The following is a 17,754-nucleotide window of genomic DNA, read 5'->3' as shown; positions in this document are numbered from 1 at the left end:
AAAAAACGCCCCGATTTTTGTCAGGGCGTGATTCTACCTGCATTAACCGCGCAGGGCGCGTGCGTGATGCTGCAAGTGGTCATCTATGAAGCTTGCGATGAAGAAATAGCTGTGGTCGTAGCCCGGTTGCAGGCGTAGCTCCAGCGGATGGCCGGCTTGTTTTGCCGCTTGTTGCAAGGCTTCGGGTTTGAGCTGGTTCTCGAGAAAGTCGTCACGATCACCTTGATCGACCAGCAGCGGCAATTTTTCATCCGCTTCGGCGATCAGCGCGCAGGCATCCCACTCCTTCCATTTGGAACGGTCTTCGCCCAGATAACGCGAGAACGCCTTCTGGCCCCACGGGCAATCCATAGGATTGTTGATCGGCGAAAACGCCGACACCGATTGATAGCGACCCGGATTGCGCAACGCACAGACCAACGCACCGTGACCACCCATGGAGTGGCCGCTGATGCTGCGTTTGTCCGACGCGGGGAAATGCGCCTCAACCAGTGAAGGCAATTCCTGCACGACATAGTCATGCATCCGATAGTGGCGCGACCAAGGCTCTTGGGTGGCATTCAGATAGAACCCGGCGCCGAGGCCGAAATCCCACGCGCCATCCGGATCGCCCGGCACATCCGGCCCACGCGGGCTGGTGTCCGGCGCAACGATGATCAAACCCAGTTCGGCGGCCATGCGCATCGCGCCGGCCTTCTGCATGAAGTTCTCATCGGTGCAGGTCAGGCCCGACAGCCAGTACAACACCGGCAACTTGCCGCCCTGCTCCGCCTGCGGCGGCAGGTATACGGCAAACACCATGTCGCAACCGAGCACGTCGGAGCGATGGCGATAACGCTTGTGCCAGCCACCGAAACTCTTCTGACAGGAGATGTTTTCCAGACTCATGGGGATTCTCCCAGCTGCAAGTGGCAAGCTTCGAGCTTCAAGAAAAGGCAGAAGCGCCTTTGCTTGCAGCTTGAAGCTTGTAACTTGGGGCTGCTTTTAGAAATGAATGACGGTACGGATGCTCTTGCCTTCGTGCATCAGGTCGAAGGCCTTGTTGATGTCTTCCAGGCCCATGGTGTGGGTGATGAAAGTATCCAGCGGGATTTCGCCGCTCTGGGCCATGTCGACATAGCTTGGCAACTCGGTACGACCGCGCACGCCGCCGAATGCCGAACCGCGCCAGACGCGACCGGTGACCAACTGGAACGGACGGGTAGCGATTTCCTGACCGGCACCGGCCACGCCGATGATGACCGACTCGCCCCAACCTTTATGGCAGCACTCAAGCGCTGCACGCATCAGTTGCACATTGCCGATGCACTCGAAGGAGAAGTCGACGCCGCCATCGGTCATGTCGACGATCACTTCCTGGATCGGACGATCGAAATCTTTCGGGTTCACGCAGTCAGTGGCGCCGAGTTGTTTGGCGATCTCGAATTTGGCCGGGTTGATGTCGATGGCAATGATGCGCGCAGCCTTGGCCTTAACAGCACCGATCACCGCCGACAGACCGATGCCGCCCAGACCAAAGATGGCCACGGTGTCACCCGGTTTGACCTTGGCCGTGTTGAGTACGGCGCCGATACCGGTGGTGACGCCGCAACCGAGCAGGCAAACCTTTTCCAGCGGCGCGTCTTTGGAAATTTTGGCCACGGAGATTTCCGGCAGCACGGTGTATTCCGAGAAAGTCGAAGTACCCATGTAGTGGAAAATCGTTTCGCCCTTGTAGGAAAAGCGCGAAGTGCCGTCTGGCATCAGGCCTTTGCCCTGAGTCGCGCGAATCGCCTGACACAGGTTGGTCTTGCCCGACTTACAGAATTTGCACTGGCCGCATTCCGGGGTGTACAGCGGAATGACGTGATCGCCCACGGCAACCGAAGTCACGCCCTCGCCGATGGCTTCAACGATGGCGCCCCCCTCGTGGCCGAGGATCGACGGGAAGATGCCTTCCGGGTCGGCACCGGACAGGGTGTAAGCGTCGGTGTGGCAAACACCAGAAGCGACGACACGCAGGAGGACTTCACCGGCCTTGGGCATGGCGACATCGACTTCTACGATTTCCAGCGGCTTCTTGGCCTCGAAGGCTACGGCGGCGCGCGACTTGATCATGCTGACTCTCCAGTGAATCCAATGAATAAAAACCAGACAAGGAGTGTAATACATGGCTTTACGATGAATAATCAGGGCAAAAGCAAAACATTATTGCCATACAGGGATAATCTCGATGTCCGAAAATCGCTGGGAAGGCATCGACGAGTTTGTCGCTGTTGCCGAGTGCAGCCAGTTCACCGCTGCAGCCGAGCGTCTTGGCGTCTCTTCCTCACACGTCAGTCGACAAATCGTACGCCTGGAAGAGCGTTTACAGACGCGCCTGCTCTATCGCAGTACCCGGCGGGTGACGCTGACCGAGGCCGGGCAGACGTTTCTCCAGCACTGCCAACGTTTACAGGACGGTCGCGAAGAAGCGTTACGCGCGGTCGGCGACTTGACCAGCGAACCGAAAGGCATGCTGCGCATGACCTGCGCCGTCGCTTACGGCGAACGCTTTATCGTGCCGCTGGTGACACGGTTCATGGGTTTGTATCCGCAGCTGCGCATCGATATCGAGCTGAGCAATCGCCAACTCGATCTGGTGCACGAGGGGCTGGATCTGGCGATTCGCTTGGGTCGGCTGCAGGACTCGCGCCTGGTCGCGACGCGGCTGGCGCCTCGCCGGATGTTTCTCTGCGCGTCACCGTCCTACATTGAGCGGTACGGGCGCCCACACAGTTTGTCGGAACTGAGCCGGCATAATTGCCTGATCGGTAGTACGGACATCTGGCAGCTTGAGCAGAATGGGCGGGAATTTTCCCAGCGGGTGCAGGGAAACTGGCGTTGTAACAGTGGGCAAGCGGTACTGGACGCGGCACTTCAGGGGGTGGGGTTGTGTCAGTTGCCGGACTATTACGTACTTGAACATCTGCACAGTGGCGCGTTGATTTCGCTGCTGGAGGCACATCAGCCGCCAAATACCGCGGTGTGGGCGTTGTATCCGCAGCAGCGGCATTTGTCCCCGAAGGTGCGCAAGTTGGTGGATTTTTTGAAAGTTGGGTTGGCTGAACGGCCGGAATATCGAGATTGAAAAGCACAAGATCGCAGCCTTCGGCAGCTCCTACAAAGGCATGCGATCCATGCAGGAGCTGCCGAAGGCTGCGATCTTTTGATCTTTTAGCGGCGGTTGGCCCAACGCTGACGCAGCCACTCCAGATCTTCCGGCCGCGTAACCTTGAGGTTATCCGCCCGTCCTTCGATCAGTCGCGGCGCCAACCCGGCCCACTCCATCGCCGAAGCTTCATCGGTGATCACGGCATCGGCGACCAGACTGTCCGCCAACGCCCGGTGCAATGCGCCGAGGCGGAACATCTGCGGCGTATACGCCTGCCAGATCACGCTGCGATCAACGGTTTCGACCACACGCCCACGTTTGTCGACCCGTTTCAACGTGTCGCGCGCAGGCACTGCGAGCAATCCGCCGACCGGGTCATCCGCCAGTTCATCCAGTAGCTTGTCGAGATCTTCGCGACTCAGATTCGGTCGTGCCGCATCGTGCACCAGCACCCAATCCTCATCATCGGCACCCTGCGCATGCAAATGCAGCAAGGCATTGAGCACCGAGCCAGAACGCTCAGCCCCGCCTTCAACGCGCTGAATTCGCGAGTCGCCAGCGCACGCCAGGTTCGGCCAGTACGGATCATCAACAGCAAGACTGACCACCAACCCTTTGAGGCTTGGGTGATCGAGAAAACAGCCGAGGCTGTGTTCGAGAATTGTGCGCCCGCCCAGTTGCAAATATTGCTTGGGACGGTCCGCGGCCATTCGGGCACCGACGCCCGCGGCAGGAATCACGGCCCAGAAGGCCGGCAGGGAATTGATCATTGGGCCAACTGGTAAAGGGTTTCGCCGTCCTTGACCATGCCCAATTCGTGACGAGCCCGCTCTTCAACGGTCTCCATGCCCTTTTTCAACTCGCTGACTTCAGCGTCCATCACCCGGTTGCGCTCCAGCAAACCTTCGTTCTCGGCATGTTGATCAGCAATCTGCTGATTCAGCTCGGCGACCTGCGCCAGACTGCCATTGCCCACCCACAGGCGGTACTGCAGACCGGCCAGCAGCAAGAGCAAAACGAGAAACAACCAGTAAGGACTGCGCATCGAATATCAGGTATCCAGTGAAAAAAGACAGCCACGCAAAAATTTGAAGCATCTGATAGCACGAAGCCTGGAAGATCCAGGCTTGTGCTGTTAAGGCATCAGATTAGTGGCAAATCCATCGCTGTCACGACTTTTTCGACACAATCCGGTGTCCTTTTATCAGTTCGTACTTAGCCGCGGAATTCGCTGCGACCGTTGTACTTGGCCTTGCCATTCAACTGCTCTTCGATACGCAGCAGTTGGTTGTACTTGGAAACGCGGTCGGAACGGCACAGCGAACCAGTCTTGATCTGGCCAGCCGAGGTGCCCACGGCCAGGTCGGCAATGGTCGAATCCTCGGTTTCGCCGGAACGGTGCGAGATCACTGCGGTGTAACCGGCGGCCTTGGCCATCTGGATGGCTTCCAGGGTTTCGGTCAGAGTGCCGATCTGGTTGAACTTGATCAGGATCGAGTTGGCGATCTTTTTATCAATGCCCTCTTTCAGGATCTTGGTGTTGGTCACGAACAAGTCGTCGCCTACCAGTTGAACCTTCTCGCCAATCTTGTCGGTGAGGATCTTCCAGCCAGCCCAGTCGGACTCGTCCAGACCGTCTTCGATCGAGATGATCGGGTAACGTTCGGTCAGACCTTTCAGGTAATCAGCGAAACCTTCAGCAGTGAACACCTGGCCTTCGCCGGACAGGTTGTACTTGCCGTCTTCGTAGAATTCGCTCGCCGCGCAGTCCAGCGCCAGGGTCACGTCGGTGCCCAGCTTGTAACCGGCGTTGGCGACAGCTTCGGAGATCACTTTCAGCGCGTCTTCGTTGGAGGCCAGGTTCGGTGCGAAACCACCTTCGTCGCCAACGGCAGTGCTCAGGCCGCGGGCCTTCAGCACAGCTTTCAAGTGATGGAAAATCTCGGTACCCATGCGCAGACCTTCCGAGAAAGACTTGGCGCCAACCGGCTGCACCATGAATTCCTGGATGTCGACGTTGTTATCGGCGTGTTCGCCACCGTTGATGATGTTCATCATCGGCACCGGCATCGAGTAAACACCCGGAGTGCCGTTGAGGTTGGCGATGTGTGCGTACAGCGGCAGGTCCTGATCCTGTGCAGCAGCCTTGGCCGCAGCCAGGGATACGGCGAGGATGGCGTTGGCGCCCAGGGTCGCTTTGTTTTCGGTACCGTCGAGCTTGATCATCGCGTGATCCAGGGCTTTCTGGTCGCTTGGGTCAGTGCCCAGCAGCAGATCGCGGATCGGACCGTTGATGTTGGCTACCGCTTTGAGCACGCCCTTGCCCAGGTAACGGCTCTTGTCGCCATCACGCAGCTCGAGCGCTTCACGCGAGCCAGTGGATGCACCGGACGGCGCGCACGCGCTGCCGATGATGCCGTTGTCGAGAAGCACGTCCGCTTCCACGGTGGGATTGCCACGGGAGTCGAGAACTTCACGACCTTTGATGTCGACGATTTTTGCCATTGTTGTAAACACTCCAAAGTTGACGAAAACGACGCAGCTAGAGGAAATCTTTTTACCGTCGGCAAGTGGTGTGCAGCGGGCAGCTTGCAGACGACAACGCACATGCCCGAGGGCATGTGCGACAAATCGTGCGGTACTTTACCGGAGAATTGAGTGTTACGCGGTTTCTACCGTCGGAAAACTCTTCACCAGTTCGTCCAAAGCTTTGAGCTGGGCCAGAAATGGCTCCAGTTTGTCCAGACGCAAGGCGCAAGGGCCGTCGCATTTGGCATTGTCCGGGTCCGGGTGAGCTTCGAGAAACAGACCCGCCAGCGACTGGCTCATGCCCGCCTTGGCCAGATCCAGAACCTGCGCACGGCGACCGCCGGCGGAGTCGGCACGACCACCCGGCATTTGCAGCGCGTGGGTGACGTCGAAGAAAACCGGGTACTCGAACTGCTTCATGATGCCGAAGCCGAGCATATCGACCACGAGGTTGTTGTAGCCGAAGCTCGAACCACGCTCGCAGAGGATCAGTTGGTCGTTACCCGCTTCAACGCACTTGTTCAGGATGTGTTTCATTTCCTGAGGCGCGAGGAACTGGGCTTTCTTGATGTTGATCACTGCATTGGTCTTGGCCATCGCAACGACCAGATCGGTCTGGCGCGACAGGAAGGCCGGCAGTTGAATGATGTCGCAGACCTCAGCGACGACCGCAGCCTGATCAGGCTCGTGGACGTCGGTGATGATCGGTACGCCGAAGGCTTGTTTGATGTCCTGGAAGATGCGCATGCCCTCTTCCAGGCCAGGACCACGATAAGAGGTCACAGAAGACCGGTTGGCCTTGTCGAAACTGGCCTTGAACACGTAAGGGATACCGAGTTTTTCGGTGACCTTCACGTACTCTTCGCAAACCTGCATAGCCATGTCACGGCTTTCCAGCACGTTCATGCCGCCGAACAGCACCATGGGTTTGTCGTTGGCAATCTCGATGTCGCCGACGCGGATGATCTTCTGTGCCATCGGGGTTACGCCTTCTTCTGGTGTTGAGCCAACGCAGCTTTGACAAAACCGCTGAACAGCGGATGGCCATCGCGAGGGGTCGAGGTGAACTCAGGGTGGAACTGGCAAGCCACGAACCATGGATGATCCGGTGCTTCAACCACTTCAACCAGCGCCGCGTCAGCGGAGCGGCCGGAGATTTTCAGGCCGGCTTCGATCAGCTGTGGCAGCAGGTTGTTGTTCACTTCGTAGCGGTGACGATGACGCTCGACGATCACGTCCTTGCCGTAGCAGTCGTGCACCTTGGAACCGGCTTCAAGCAGGCAGTCCTGAGCGCCGAGGCGCATGGTGCCGCCCAGGTCGGACGACTCGGTACGTACTTCAACGGCACCGGTAGCGTCTTCCCACTCGGTGATCAGACCGACAACCGGGTGGCCGCTGGCACGATCGAACTCGGTGGAGTTGGCGTCTTTCCAGCCCATCACGTTACGGGCGAACTCGATGACCGCCACTTGCATACCGAGGCAGATACCCAGATACGGAACCTTGTTTTCGCGAGCGTACTGAACGGCTGTGATCTTGCCTTCCACGCCGCGCAGACCGAAGCCGCCTGGTACGAGGATCGCGTCGACACCTTCGAGCAGCGCAGTGCCCTGGTTTTCGATGTCTTCGGAATCGATGTAACGCAGGTTGACCTTGGTGCGGTTGCTGATGCCGGCATGGCTCATCGCTTCGATCAGCGACTTGTAGGCGTCCAGCAGTTCCATGTACTTGCCGACCATGGCGATGGTCACTTCGTGTTCCGGGTTCAGCTTGGCGTCAACCACCGCTTCCCACTCGGACAGATCAGCGCTGCCGCACTGCAGACCGAAACGCTCAACAACGAAATCGTCGAGACCCTGCGAGTGCAGGATGCCCGGGATCTTGTAGATGGTGTCGGCGTCTTCCAGCGCGATCACCGCACGTTCTTCAACGTTGGTGAACTGAGCGATCTTGCGACGCGACGAGATGTCGATCGGGTGATCGGAACGGCACACGAGCACATCTGGCTGCAGGCCGATCGAACGCAATTCTTTTACCGAGTGCTGAGTTGGCTTGGTCTTGGTCTCGCCAGCGGTGGCGATGTAAGGAACCAGCGTCAGGTGCATCAGCATCGCGCGCTTGGCGCCGACTTCGAAACGCAGTTGACGGATCGCTTCGAGGAACGGTTGCGACTCGATGTCACCGACGGTGCCACCGATTTCGACCATGGCCACGTCAGCGTCGCCAGCACCCTTGATAATGCGGCGCTTGATTTCGTCGGTGATGTGCGGGATCACCTGGATGGTTGCACCCAGGTAGTCACCACGGCGCTCTTTGCGCAGCACGTGCTCGTAGACACGGCCAGTGGTGAAGTTGTTGTTCTGGGTCATGGTCGTGCGGATGAACCGCTCGTAGTGGCCCAGGTCCAGGTCGGTCTCGGCGCCGTCGTGGGTGACGAACACTTCACCGTGCTGGAACGGGCTCATCGTGCCCGGGTCGACGTTGATGTACGGGTCCAGCTTCAGCATGGTGACCTTAAGTCCCCGCGCCTCCAGGATGGCCGCCAATGAAGCCGATGCAATGCCTTTCCCCAAAGAAGAAACAACACCGCCCGTGACGAATATGTAGCGCGTCATGAAAAACCCTAGAAGTCTGCGTTAAAGCGGTACGAGCCGCCGGGGAAAGCGAAGGAAGGCCGAAGCCCCCGATCACCTGCATTAATCACAGTGCACCTTTCAAAAAAACCGCCGCGTTGGGACAGACCGGCAGATGAAACACCGGTACGTTGCTCGCTACACATTTTTTGGAATCGCCCAGCAAAGACTGCTTGGTAATCGGCAACTCCTGTAATTCAGGCGAATCCACAGAAGTTGTATCAAGAAGGGAGCGTAGTCTACCGGAATGCTCCTTTCAGCTCAAACCTTGATCTTCGTCTGTTGGCTGCCAATGCAATTTCCAGGCGCCATGCTCAGGGCCGTCAAGACCCGCCAGGTTCGCCACCGCGAGCAATTCTTCGCTGCGAAACAGCAGCGGCAATCTGCCACGCACAAAACACGGCACCCCACGTTCATTAAGCAAGCGCTTGAGGTCGCGATGACCGCGAACCGCCAACTGCATCACTTCGCCTCCCTGTCGGTAGCGGATCTGCAAAGATCCGGCGGGAGTCTGCCCGCTGAACATGACACGTCCGTTGTCGGCCAAGCGTAGCGCTGAAGACGGGGTCTGCCACTCGCAACCGATCACTGGCGTGCGCAGCCACTCACCGCTGAGCCACCAGACCCGTCCGGCGCTGCGGTGCAGCTCGCCATCGGCCAGTCGCCAGATCGGCGAGGCATCATGAGCAGCCTCGCAGAGATCGCTCCAACCCGACCAATGGTCGGTGTCAGGCAGGCGCGTCAGCGGCTCAAGCCAGTGACTGAGGGCGTTTCGCTGGCGCGCGGCAGACAACATCGCCAGCGGCGCCAACTCCAGAGACGGTAATCCCAGCCATTCGAATTCATGAGCGGTGGCGGCCTGCGTCAGATCGATCTGCGCCAGCTCATCCAGCAGCCCTTGGGCTTCACGCAGATGCGCGGCACTACGAGCCATGCTTGTCTGCGCTTGCGGCCAGCGCTCGGTCATCAACGGCATGACCTGATGCCGCAGATAATTGCGCGAGAACTGCCGATCTTGATTCGACGGGTCTTCGATCCAGCTCAGTTGATGAGCTTGCGCATACGCTTCGAGTTCAGCCCGGGAAACATCGAGCAAGGGACGAATCAGCGTCCCCTGCCCCACCGAACGCTGTCGCGGCATCGCGGATAGTCCACGCACACCGGCACCGCGCAACAGACGAAACAGCAGCGTTTCTGCCTGGTCATCGCGATGCTGGCCAGTCAGCAAAACGTCATTGGCCTTGGTAAGCGAACTGAACACCGCGTACCGCGCATCCCGCGCCGCCCGCTCCAGACTCGCGCCCGACCGAACTGTCACGCGCTCGATCAACAGCGGCACGCCCAGCGCATCGCATACGGACTGGCAATGCTGCGGCCAAGCATCAGCCACAGCCTGAAGGCCGTGATGGATATGAACTGCGCTTAACAGAGGAAGGGATTCGGATTTTGCGAGATGGGCGAGCAGATGCAGCAGAACAGTGGAATCAAGGCCACCGGAGAACGCGACGCGCCAATGAGCGGCATTGCGCCAAGGCTCAAGGTTGCGCAGAAGCCGTGAAGGCAAATCAATCATGGACTGACCCATATTTAACTCTTTGCCCCAAAACAAATGTAGGAGTGAGCCTGCTCGCGATAGCGGTGTGACAGCCAACACATTGGTTGAATGTTACGCCCTCATCGCGAGCAGGCTCACTCCTACAGAGGTATTGCGTTCGACTTAGAGACCGTAGCTCATCAGTCGATCATAACGACGCTTCAACAGCGCTTCGTTATCGAACTTCTTCAGCATCGCCAGTTGCGAGCTCAGCTCGGCACGGATCGATGCAGCCGCAGCCGCCGGATCACGGTGGGCGCCGCCCAAAGGCTCGCCAATCACCTTGTCGACAATGCCCAGGCCTTTCAGACGCTCGGCGGTGATGCCCATCGCTTCAGCAGCATCCGGGGCCTTTTCTGCGGTTTTCCACAGAATCGAAGCGCAACCTTCCGGCGAGATCACCGCGTAGGTCGAATATTGCAGCATGTTCAACTGGTCGCAGACGCCGATGGCCAGTGCACCACCGGAACCACCTTCACCGATAACGGTGGCGATGATCGGGGTCTTCAGGCGCGACATCACACGCAGGTTCCAGGCGATGGCTTCGCTCTGGTTGCGCTCTTCAGCGTCAATACCTGGGTAGGCACCCGGGGTGTCGATGAAGGTCAGGATCGGCATTTTGAAACGCTCGGCCATTTCCATCAGGCGGCAAGCCTTTCGGTAGCCTTCCGGACGTGGCATGCCGAAGTTGCGGCGTACCTTCTCGCGGACTTCACGGCCCTTTTGGTGACCGATGATCATCACCGGCTGGTCTTCCAGGCGGGCGATACCGCCGACGATTGCCGCGTCGTCAGAGAAGTGACGGTCGCCGTGCAGTTCGTCGAACTCGGTGAAGATGTGCTGGATGTAGTCGAGGGTGTACGGGCGTTTCGGGTGACGCGCCAGGCGTGCGATCTGCCAGCTGGTCAGCTTGCCGAAGATGTCTTCGGTCAGCGTTTTGCTCTTGTCCTGCAGGCGGGAGATCTCATCGCCGATATTCAGCGAATTGTCATTACCGACCAAGCGCAACTCTTCGATCTTGGCTTGCAGGTCGGCGATCGGCTGTTCGAAATCTAGAAAATTCGGGTTCATAGGCGTCCGTCTTGGGTCGTGTCCCAAATGAGCTTGGGCCGGCCGGTTGTCTATTCGCGCCCTACCTTAAGGGAGAGGCGCGCTGAGGTCGAGATTAAAAATTCAGGTTGCGGGCAAGCGCCATGATGGCACTCGCCGGTCAACGGTATTGGAGGAAGACGTTGTCTCGCCCGAACTGGTCACGCAGAGCCTGAATCAAGGCATCCGCCGGGTCGATTCGCCACGTCTCACCGAACTGCAGCAAGGTCTTCGCATCCGGGCTGGTGTACTCCATGGTGATCGGGCACGCGCCGCGATGACGCTTGAGCAGATCGCCCAACCAGCGTAGCTGATCGCCCTTCAGGTCCTGGGTCTGCAGCTTCAGGCGCAGGCTCTCGGCAAGGTTGGTGCGCGCATCTTCCATGCTCATCACGCGCTTGACCCGCAGCTTCAGGCCGCCGGAGAAGTCGTCATTGCTGACCTCGCCTTCGACGACCACCATCGCGTCAGTCTGCAACAACGACTGCGCCGCATGGAACGACTCGGAAAACAGCGAGGCCTCGATGCGTCCAGAGCGGTCATCCAGGGTGATGAACCCCATCTTGTCGCCCTTCTTGTTCTTCATGACCCGCAGCGCAATGATCATGCCTGCGACGGTCTGGGTATCTCGCGCCGGTTTCAGATCAATGATGCGCTGGCGGGCGAAACGACGGATTTCACCTTCGTATTCATCAATCGGGTGACCGGTCAGGTACAGGCCCAGGGTGTCTTTCTCCCCTTTGAGCCGCTCCTTGAGCGTCAACTCCTTGGCCTTGCGATGGTTGGCGTAAACGTCAGCGTCTTCTTCGACGAAGAGTCCACCGAACAGGTCCGAGTGCCCGCTATCCTGAGTGCGTGCAGTTTGTTCGGCGGCCTTGATCGCCTCTTCCATGGCCGTCAGCAGCACCGCGCGGTTGCGGTCAATGTTGGCTTGGTAGGCTTTTTGCTCATCGTGGAAGTACGGGCCAAGGCGATCCAGAGCGCCGCTGCGGATCAAGCCGTCGAGCGTGCGCTTGTTGATGCGCTTGAGGTCGACCCGAGCGCAGAAATCGAACAGATCCTTGAACGGCCCGCCCTCGCGCGCCTCAGTGATCGCCTCAACCGGCCCCTCGCCTACGCCTTTGATCGCGCCGAGACCATAAATGATGCGGCCTTCGTCGTTCACCGTGAACTTGAACTCCGAAGTATTCACATCCGGCGCGTCGAGACGCAGCTTCATGGTGCGAATTTCTTCGATCAAGGTCACGACTTTGTCGGTGTTGTGCATGTCCGCCGACAGTACCGCGGCCATGAACGGCGCCGGGTAGTGGGTTTTCAGCCACGCGGTCTGGTACGAAACCAGACCGTAAGCAGCCGAGTGAGACTTGTTGAAGCCGTAACCGGCGAATTTTTCCACCAGGTCAAAAATGTTACCGGCGAGGTCGGCGTCGATATTGTTGGTCTTGCAACCTTCAATGAAACCGCCGCGCTGCTTGGCCATCTCTTCAGGCTTTTTCTTACCCATGGCGCGACGGAGCATGTCTGCGCCGCCGAGGGTGTAGCCGGCCATGACCTGGGCAATCTGCATCACCTGTTCCTGATACAGAATGATGCCGTAGGTCGGCGCCAGTACTGGCTTGAGGCCTTCGTATTGATAGTCGGAGTGCGGATACGCCAGCTCGGCGCGACCGTGCTTACGGTTGATAAAGTCGTCAACCATGCCCGATTGCAGCGGGCCCGGACGGAACAGGGCCACCAGTGCGATCAAGTCTTCCAGGCAGTCGGGCTTGAGCTTTTTGATCAGCTCTTTCATGCCGCGGGATTCAAGCTGGAACACCGCGGTGGTTTCAGCTTTTTGCAGCAGCGTGTACGTCGGTTTGTCGTCCAGCGGGATGAACGCGATGTCCAGCGGCGGTTCGTCGACCTTGGCGCGGTCGCGGTTGATGGTCTTCAGCGCCCAGTCGATCACCGTCAACGTCCGCAGACCGAGGAAGTCGAACTTCACCAGGCCGGCCGCCTCAACGTCGTCCTTGTCGAACTGGGTTACCAGACCGTCGCCGGCCTCGTCGCAATAGATTGGCGAGAAGTCAGTCAGCTTGGTCGGCGCGATCACCACACCACCGGCGTGTTTACCAACGTTACGCACAACGCCTTCAAGCTTGCGCGCCATCTCCCAGATTTCCGCCGCCTCTTCATCGACCTTGATGAAGTCACGCAGGATTTCTTCCTGCTCGTAGGCTTTTTCCAGGGTCATGCCGACTTCGAACGGAATCATCTTCGACAGACGATCCGCCAGGCCGTAGGACTTGCCCTGCACCCGCGCCACGTCGCGCACCACAGCCTTGGCGGCCATGGAACCGAAAGTGATGATCTGGCTTACCGCGTTGCGCCCGTATTTCTCGGCCACATAATCGATGACGCGGTCGCGACCGTCCATGCAGAAGTCGACGTCGAAGTCGGGCATCGATACCCGTTCCGGGTTAAGGAAACGTTCGAACAGCAAATCGTATTCCAGTGGGTCGAGGTCGGTGATCTTCTGCACATAAGCCACCAGCGAACCGGCACCCGACCCCCGGCCAGGACCTACCGGCACGCCGTTGCTCTTGGCCCACTGGATAAAGTCCATAACGATCAGGAAGTAACCGGGGAAGCCCATCTGGATGATGATATCCAGCTCGAAATTCAGCCGGTCGACGTAGACCTGACGCTTGGCTTCGTAGTCTTCGGTGGTGTCTTTTGGCAGCAGGACCGTCAAGCGTTCTTCGAGACCGTCGAAGGACACCTTGCGGAAATACTCGTCGATGGTCATGCCATCGGGAATCGGGAAGTTGGGCAGGAAGTGAGTGCCCAGCTTCACTTCGATGTTGCAGCGCTTGGCGATCTCGACGGTGTTTTCGATGGCGTCGGGAATATCGCTGAACAGCTCGAGCATTTCCTCGGCGCTTTTCAGGTATTGCTGATCGCTGTAGTTCTTCGAGCGCCGAGGATCGTCGAGGGCGCGGCCCTCACCGATGCACACGCGGGTTTCGTGGGCGGCAAAGTCTTCCTGCTTGATGAAGCGCACATCGTTGGTCGCCACCAGCGGCGCGCCGAGTTTGTCGGCGAGGGCGACGGCGCCGTGCAGTTGTTCTTCATCGTTGGGGCGGTTGGTGCGCTGGATTTCCAGATAAAAACGATCCGGGAATACCGACATCCACTCACGGGCCAAGGCTTCGGCTTCGGCCGGGTTGCCGCCGATCATGGCCATGCCGATCTCGCCTTCTTTGGCGGCGGACAGCATGATCAGGCCTTCGTTGGCCTCGGCGACCCACTCGCGCTCGACGATGATCATGCCGTTGCGCTGGCCTTCGATGAAGCCGCGCGAGATCAACTCGGTGAGGTTGCGATAGCCCTTGGCATTCATCACCAACAGGCTGAGCCGGCTCAGTGGTGCATCCGGATCCTTGTTCGACAGCCACAGGTCGGCGCCGCAGATCGGCTTGATGCCCGCGCCCATGGTGTTTTTATAGAATTTGACCAGGGAACACATGTTGTTCTGGTCGGTGACCGCGACGGCAGGCATGTTCATGCCAGTCAGGGCCTTGACCAGTGGCTTGATCCGCACCAGCCCGTCGACCAGCGAGTATTCAGTGTGCAGGCGTAGATGAACGAATGAAGCCGGCATAGTGATCCTGTCCAGTTACATAGAGACAACAAGGCCCGGATTGTACCGGGCCTCGAACAAAACATCAGCCTTGCGACTAAACCTGCGTCAGGCCTTCGAGCGCTTCATAAGCCTGACGCACCGGGGCGAACGAGCGCCGGTGAATCGGCGTCGGGCCGAGACGCACCAACGCTTCCAGATGAACGGGCGTCGGATAACCTTTGTGGCCGCCGATGCCGTAACCCGGGTAGATCAATTCGAATGCCGCCATTTCACGGTCGCGACTGACCTTGGCCAGAATCGACGCGGCAGCGATGGCCGGCACCTTGCCGTCGCCCTGCACCACCGCCTCGGCGCGCATCGGCAATTGCGGGCAGCGGTTGCCATCGATCATCGCCAGTTTCGGCTGGATGTGCAGACCGGCCACTGCGCGCTGCATGGCCAGCATGGTCGCGTGGAGGATATTCAGCTCGTCGATTTCTTCGACTTCGGCGCGGGCGATGCACCAGCTCAGCGACTTCTCGATGATTTCGTCGTAGAGCTTTTCGCGCTTGGCTTCAGTGAGTTTCTTCGAGTCATTGAGACCGAGGATCGGCCGGTTCGGATCGAGGATCACCGCCGCCGTGACCACCGCGCCGCACAACGGGCCGCGACCGACTTCATCGACGCCGGCGACCAACTCTTCGACTTCGGCGACCAGGGTGAAATCCAGGCCCATCTGCATGCTTGTCTTACTCATCGTGTCTGGCCGATCAGGTTGAGGACGGCGTCCGCCGCCTGATTGGAAGCATCCAGCCGCAGCGTGCGGTGGATTTCGTCGAAACCACGAGTCTGTTCTTCGCCGCCTTCGATCAGCGGCGACAGGGTCTGGGCCAGCGCCTCGACCGTAGCATCATCCTGCAACAATTCTGGCACCAGCAGACGCTGGGCCAACAGGTTTGGCAGGGACACGTACGGGCTCTTGACCATGCGCTTGAGGATCCAGAACGTCAGCGGCGCCAAACGATAAGCCACCACCATCGGCCGCTTGTACAGCAGCGCTTCGAGGGTGGCGGTGCCGGAGGCGATCAGCACGGCGTTGCACGCAGCCAGTGCCAGATGAGATTTGCCATCGAGCAGAGTCACCGGCAGGTCGCGACCGGCAAGCAGCTCTTCGAGCTGTACGCGGCGCTCCGGGTTGGCACACGGAATGACAAAGCGCAAACCCGGGCGCATCGCCCGCAGACGTTCAGCGGTATCGAGGAACAGCGCACCCAGCCGCGAGACTTCGCCACCACGACTGCCAGGCATCAACGCCACCAGCGGGCCGTCGGGCAAGCCCAGTTCGGCGCGCGCCGCAGCGCGATCGGCTTCCAGCGGAATGGTATCGGCCAGCGTATGACCGACGAACCGCACCGGCACGCCTTTTTCTTCGTAGAATTTTGCTTCGAACGGCAGCAACGTGAGCATCAGGTCGCAGCCTTCGCGGATCTTCAGCACGCGCTTCTGCCGCCACGCCCACACCGACGGGCTGACGTAATGCACGGTCTTGATCCCGGCCTGACGCAGCTTCAGTTCGATATTGAGGTTGAAGTCCGGTGCATCAATGCCGATGAACACATCCGGCTTTTCAGCGATCAGCGTGGCGATCAGGTCTTTGCGGCGCTTGAGCAACTCACGCAGGCGACCGAGGACTTCCACCAGGCCCATGACCGACAAGCGCTCCATGGGAAAGTACGAAGTCAGGCCTTCAGCTTGCATCAACGGGCCACCAACGCCGATGAACTCAACCGCCGGATGCTGTGCCTTGAGGGCGCGCATGAGACCGGCGCCGAGAATGTCACCGGAAGCTTCACCCGCCACCAGCGCAATACGCAGACTGGCCATGATCAGCGGGTGATGCCGCGAGTCGACGACTGAATGGAATCGCGGAATATCGCGACTTCCGGGAACTGTGCGGCAGGTTCGGCCAGCTCAGCCAATGCCTGCTCGACCGTCAGGCCTTGGCGGTAGACGGTCTTGTAGGCGCGACGCAGGGTGTGAATCGCGTCTTCGCTGAAACCACGACGGCGCATGCCCTCGAAGTTCATGCTGCGCGCTTCGGCCGGGTTGCCGAACACGGTGACGAATGCCGGAACATCCTTGCCAATCGCGGTGCCCATTCCGGAGAAACTGTGCGCGCCAATATGGCAATACTGATGCACCAGGGTAAAACCGGAGAGGATCGCCCAGTCATCGACATGCACGTGGCCAGCCAGTGCGGTGTTGTTGACCAGAATGCAGTTGTTGCCAATGACGCTGTCGTGACCGATGTGGGCATAGGCCATGATCAGGTTGTGATCGCCCAGCGTGGTTTCCGAACGGTCCTGCACGGTGCCACGATGAATGGTTACGCCCTCTCGGATGACGTTATGGTCACCGATGACGAGACGGGTTTCTTCACCTTTGTACTTCAGATCGGGCGTGTCTTCGCCTACCGAGGAAAACTGGTAGATACGATTGTGCTTGCCGATGCGGGTCGGGCCTTTGAGGATTACATGCGGCCCGATCACGGTACCCTCGCCGATTTCCACACCTGCGCCGATGATCGACCACGGGCCGACCTCGACGCCGTCAGCCAGAACGGCCGACGGATCGATGATTGCGCGAGGGTCAATCAAACTCATAGCTTGCGTTCCGCGCAGATGATTTCAGCGGAGCAGACCGGCTTGCCGTCGACCGAAGCCTGGCACTCGAATTTCCAGATCTGACGCTTGCAGCTGATGAACTTGGCTTCGAGGATCAACTGGTCGCCCGGCAGCACAGGCTGGCGGAAGCGCAGCTTGTCGGAACCGACGAAGTAGTAAAGCGTGCCGTCGGCAGGCTTCACATCAAGCATTTTGAAACCGAGGATCCCGGCAGCCTGAGCCATCGCTTCGATGATCAGCACGCCCGGCATGATTGGATGCGCCGGGAAGTGACCATTGAAGAACGGTTCATTGATGCTGACATTCTTGTAGGCGCGAATGCGCTTGCCTTCAGTGTCCAGTTCCACCACCCGGTCCACCAGCAGGAACGGGTAACGGTGAGGCAGGTATTCGCGAATCTCGTTGATGTCCATCATTTCGGGGGGAAGCCTATGTAAAGATTGGGAGCGCGACTGACGCGCACTCCTCTAGCAAATCAAGGAGGCAGT

Annotated in this window: 15 protein-coding genes; 1 reads left to right on the top strand and 14 read right to left on the bottom strand. The window is 59.1% G+C overall.

Annotated elements, in window-relative coordinates; genetic code table 11:
* Positions 1–42 precede the first annotated feature (42 nt).
* Together fghA and EJA71_RS25770 are read right to left on the bottom strand one after the other, a co-directional pair.
* Entirely contained in the window at positions 43–894 is an 852-nt protein-coding gene (gene fghA / locus EJA71_RS25775; protein WP_178113749.1) for an S-formylglutathione hydrolase, read from the bottom strand.
* Positions 895–984: 90 nt separating this feature from the next.
* Positions 985–2,097 (bottom strand): S-(hydroxymethyl)glutathione dehydrogenase/class III alcohol dehydrogenase, encoded by a 1,113-nt coding sequence (locus EJA71_RS25770; RefSeq protein ID WP_007908835.1) that lies wholly within the window; start codon positions 2,095–2,097, stop codon positions 985–987.
* Between the two features lie 115 nt (positions 2,098–2,212).
* Between EJA71_RS25770 and EJA71_RS25765 the strand changes: the two genes are divergently transcribed.
* A complete protein-coding gene (locus EJA71_RS25765; protein WP_158960652.1) occupies positions 2,213–3,109 on the top strand; it encodes a LysR substrate-binding domain-containing protein in 897 nt (298 codons plus the stop codon).
* A gap of 86 nt (positions 3,110–3,195) precedes the next feature.
* Here the strand turns inward: EJA71_RS25765 and ispD are convergent, their stop codons facing one another.
* From ispD to fabZ, 12 genes are all read right to left on the bottom strand, one after another.
* Entirely contained in the window at positions 3,196–3,903 is a 708-nt protein-coding gene (gene ispD, locus EJA71_RS25760; protein WP_158960649.1) for a 2-C-methyl-D-erythritol 4-phosphate cytidylyltransferase, read from the bottom strand.
* Positions 3,900–4,178, bottom strand: a complete 279-nt coding sequence (gene ftsB, locus EJA71_RS25755) for a cell division protein FtsB (protein WP_007908838.1) — start codon at positions 4,176–4,178, stop codon at positions 3,900–3,902. The genes ispD and ftsB overlap by 4 nt, the downstream gene beginning before the upstream one ends.
* Before the next feature lie 170 nt (positions 4,179–4,348).
* The gene (gene eno, locus EJA71_RS25750; RefSeq protein WP_042557893.1) at positions 4,349–5,638 is read right to left on the bottom strand and encodes a phosphopyruvate hydratase; all 1,290 of its coding nucleotides are present in this window, start codon (positions 5,636–5,638) and stop codon (positions 4,349–4,351) included.
* Between the two features lie 156 nt (positions 5,639–5,794).
* Positions 5,795–6,640, bottom strand: a complete 846-nt coding sequence (gene kdsA / locus EJA71_RS25745) for a 3-deoxy-8-phosphooctulonate synthase (protein WP_016985082.1) — start codon at positions 6,638–6,640, stop codon at positions 5,795–5,797.
* 5 nt (positions 6,641–6,645) lie between these two features.
* Positions 6,646–8,277, bottom strand: a complete 1,632-nt coding sequence (locus tag EJA71_RS25740) for a CTP synthase (protein ID WP_158960646.1) — start codon at positions 8,275–8,277, stop codon at positions 6,646–6,648.
* Positions 8,278–8,551: 274 nt separating this feature from the next.
* A complete protein-coding gene (gene tilS, locus EJA71_RS25735; protein ID WP_158960643.1) occupies positions 8,552–9,880 on the bottom strand; it encodes a tRNA lysidine(34) synthetase TilS in 1,329 nt (442 codons plus the stop codon).
* 132 nt (positions 9,881–10,012) lie between these two features.
* Positions 10,013–10,960 carry an acetyl-CoA carboxylase carboxyltransferase subunit alpha gene (locus tag EJA71_RS25730; protein ID WP_158960639.1) on the bottom strand — a complete coding sequence of 316 codons (948 nt, stop codon included), beginning with the start codon at positions 10,958–10,960 and terminating at the stop codon, positions 10,013–10,015.
* Positions 10,961–11,099: 139 nt separating this feature from the next.
* Positions 11,100–14,621: a DNA polymerase III subunit alpha gene (dnaE, locus tag EJA71_RS25725; RefSeq protein WP_158960636.1), complete on the bottom strand. Its 3,522-nt coding sequence runs from the start codon at positions 14,619–14,621 to the stop codon at positions 11,100–11,102.
* A 76-nt stretch (positions 14,622–14,697) separates the two neighbouring features.
* The gene (gene rnhB / locus EJA71_RS25720) at positions 14,698–15,324 is read right to left on the bottom strand and encodes a ribonuclease HII (protein WP_007908845.1); all 627 of its coding nucleotides are present in this window, start codon (positions 15,322–15,324) and stop codon (positions 14,698–14,700) included.
* A gap of 11 nt (positions 15,325–15,335) precedes the next feature.
* On the bottom strand, positions 15,336–16,466 hold the full coding sequence (gene lpxB / locus EJA71_RS25715; protein WP_158960633.1) for a lipid-A-disaccharide synthase: 1,131 nt from the start codon (positions 16,464–16,466) through the stop codon (positions 15,336–15,338).
* Between the two features lie 2 nt (positions 16,467–16,468).
* Positions 16,469–17,245: an acyl-ACP--UDP-N-acetylglucosamine O-acyltransferase gene (gene lpxA, locus EJA71_RS25710; RefSeq protein ID WP_034156326.1), complete on the bottom strand. Its 777-nt coding sequence runs from the start codon at positions 17,243–17,245 to the stop codon at positions 16,469–16,471.
* Positions 17,242–17,682, bottom strand: coding sequence for a 3-hydroxyacyl-ACP dehydratase FabZ (gene fabZ, locus EJA71_RS25705; RefSeq protein WP_003222142.1), 441 nt, complete (start codon positions 17,680–17,682; stop codon positions 17,242–17,244). The genes lpxA and fabZ overlap by 4 nt, the downstream gene beginning before the upstream one ends.
* Positions 17,683–17,754: the final 72 nt, after the last annotated feature.

Source organism: Pseudomonas sp. PB106, assembly GCF_009764645.1.
Taxonomy (GTDB): Bacteria; Pseudomonadota; Gammaproteobacteria; order Pseudomonadales; family Pseudomonadaceae; genus Aquipseudomonas.
This window is presented reverse-complemented; position numbering and strand designations above follow the sequence as displayed.